This is a genomic window from Gemmatimonas sp., from assembly GCF_044345575.1.
In the GTDB taxonomy this organism is placed as follows: domain Bacteria; phylum Gemmatimonadota; class Gemmatimonadetes; order Gemmatimonadales; family Gemmatimonadaceae; genus Gemmatimonas.
The window spans coordinates 1-2,691 of sequence record NZ_JBIJAW010000418.1; the positions used below are offsets into that span (position 1 = coordinate 1).

Annotated in this window: 2 protein-coding genes; one reads left to right on the top strand and one right to left on the bottom strand. The window is 66.4% G+C overall.

Annotated elements, in window-relative coordinates; translation table 11 throughout:
- On the top strand, positions 1-327 hold a 327-nt coding region (locus tag ACIQ6O_RS16055; RefSeq protein WP_396208780.1), incomplete at its 5' end, for a hypothetical protein.
- Between the two features lie 294 nt (positions 328-621).
- Here ACIQ6O_RS16055 and ACIQ6O_RS16060 read toward each other — a convergent pair.
- Complete coding sequence (locus ACIQ6O_RS16060) at positions 622-2,508, bottom strand: AMP-dependent synthetase/ligase (protein ID WP_396208781.1); 1,887 nt, start codon at positions 2,506-2,508, stop codon at positions 622-624.
- Positions 2,509-2,691 lie beyond the last annotated feature (183 nt).

Here is a 2,691-nt window from a genome sequence, read left to right on the forward strand (position 1 = left end):
GACCTCGTGCCGATCGCCCAGGTCTGGCTCAACCCACCGGCGGGCGTCGCGTCGCCCTCGGCACCCTGCAGTACGCTCGCCGTGCGTGAGCGCCTGCCCCTCGGTGTCGAAACCCTCGCCGCCGCCGCCGTGGACCCCGCACACACGACCCCGGACATGCTCGAGAGCATCGTGCGGGCGGTCCGCGTTGGGGGGCGCGTCCTCGCTCCGGCAGGTACGCCCATGCCCACCGGCCTCAAGGAACTCGCGCGCGATACCACCGAGTGGGTGGCCGAAGTGACGACGCGCGCCAGCGGACTCGTGGAGCTGCGGCGGCGCGCGCCGTGAGGGCAGGATCCTGTGGGGTGGGTGTGGGGCGTACGACTACCCGCAGACGGCAGACGGCAGGAACCACAGCACGCAGTTTCGGAGGAATGCGGTAGAACAACACGCCGGCCTGCGCTGCGCGCGCCGGCGATGGCCAAGCCGCAAAGGAAATCGGGGGCGCCGCGAAGCGGCCGCCCCCGTTTTGTTGTACCACACTCCTCCGAAACTGCGTGCTGTGGTTCCTGCCGTCTGCCGTCTGCGGGTGGTCGCCCACACGTCACTACCGCGTCACCCACGCCGCTCGCGGCGCCCCCGTCAGTCCGCGCCTACGTACAACTCGTCGATCTGCGCCTTGTAGGTCTTGTCGATGACGCGGCGCTTCACCTTGAGCGTGGGCGTGAGTTCGCCACGCTCGATGCTGAAGTCGTGCTCGATCAGCTTCACCTTCTTCGGCATTTCGAAACTGGCGAGCCCCTTCAGCTGCTCCTTCACTTCCTTCTCCATCTTCGCCTGCACCGTCGGCATCGCCATCAGTTCGGCGCGCGACGTCCAGACGATCTGCTTGTGCGCCGCCCACTTCTCCACCTGATCCCAGTCGGGCACGATCAGCACCACGGGGAATTTGCGCTTGTCGCCGATCATCACCGCCTGCGAGACATACTTGTTGGTCTTGAGCATGTTCTCGATCGGCTGCGGCGCGATGTTCTTGCCACCCGCCGTCACGATGATGTCCTTCTTGCGATCGGTGATGCGCAGGAACCCGTCCTCGATCACGCCGATGTCGCCGGTGTGGAACCAGCCGTCCTCGGAGATCGTGTCCTTCGTGGCCTGCTCGTTGTTGTAATAGCCGCGCATCACGTGCGGCCCCCGCGTAAGGATCTCGCCATCCTTCGCGATGCGCACTTCCACCCCGGCGATCGGCTTGCCCACGCTGCCGAGGCGGTAGTCGTTGAGGTTGTTCGCGGAGATGACCGGCGACGTTTCCGTGAGCCCGTATCCCTCGAGGATGATGAGCCCTGCCGAATAGAAGAACTTCGCGATGTCGGGCGAGAGCGGCGCACCCCCCGAGATGAAATAGCGGATGTTGCCGCCGGTGCGCTCACGCAGCTTCGAGAACACGAGCTTGTCGGCAATGCGATACTGCAGGCCGAGCAGGCCAGCGGGTTCGCGCCCCGCGAGCTTCTCCGAGGCCCAGCGATCGCCCACGCCCTTGGCCCAGAAGAAGATCTGCGTCTTCAGGCCGCCCGACGACAGCGCATTGTCGAGCACGCGCGCGTAAATCTTCTCGTACAACCGGGGCACGCTCATCATGAGCGACGGCTTCACCTCGCTCATGTTCACCGGCACCGTATCAACCGACTCGGCGTAGGCGATGCGTACACCGTTGGCGAAGAGGAAGTAGTCGCCGGTGCGCTCGAAGATGTGGCTGAGCGGGAGGAAGCTGAGCGCGGTGTCGGCCGTGCTCACCGGCATCGTCGCCCGCGTGGCCTGCAGATTGGAGTGCAGGTTGTCCTGCGTGAGCATCACGCCCTTGGGATTCCCGGTGGTTCCCGAGGTGTAGATCAGCGTGACGAGCTGATCGGGCGTGACCTCGAGCGCCGCCTGCTTGAACGTGGTGGACCGTTCGGGCGAGTCGTCCTGCGCGCCGAGGGCTTCGAGTTCGGCGAGCGTGATATCGCAGCCGTCGTCTTTGGTGGCCGCGAAACCGATGATCCACTGCAGCGCCGGCGCCTCCGCGCGCACCGTGGCCACCTTGCGTGCCTGATCGGCGGTGGACACGAAGATGGCGCGTGCGCCGGAGTCGTTGAGGAGGTAGGGGATCTGTTCGGCGGGCAGCGTGGGATACACCGGCACGTCGACGATTGCACTGCAGAGGCAGGCATAGTCGGCGATGAGCCACTCCGGGCGGTTCTCCGACAGCAACGCGACGCGATCCTGCGCGACGATACCGAGTCTGGCCAGGCCGAGCGCCACGTGCCGCACACGCTGGAGCACGGTGCGGTGGCTGGTGGGCTCCCATACGCCGTTCACCTTGTACAGCAGGGCGTCGGCCCGGTCGAACCGCTCGACCGCATCGAAGAAGAGCGCGTTCACGGTTCCCAGAGGCGGTCGCGGACCACCGACCGCCGAGGTGAGAGGCGAGGGAACGCCGGCGAGGGTGTTGTTGAGGGAGGGCACGGCGGAAGCGGTGGGCGAAGTCATCCCCATCTCCAGCAGGACTGAGGGCGGGCGGAGGCGCGTCGAACGACGCAGGCCGTGTCCGCTCGGGGTAGGCACTGGAAAATTGGTGCCCTGCAATGATCGGCGGGAGTGTGCCTCGGCCGGGAGGTCCGCTAAGAAGCGGGGCTACTGCGAGGCCGGGCGGACGACCTGCAACAGCATCCG

What these genes read in the sequence shown, in the direction of transcription:
- ACIQ6O_RS16060 (WP_396208781.1), bottom strand. Translation starts at nt 2,508, where the DNA reads ATGACTTCGCCCACCGCTTCCGCCGTGCCCTCCCTCAACAACACCCTC.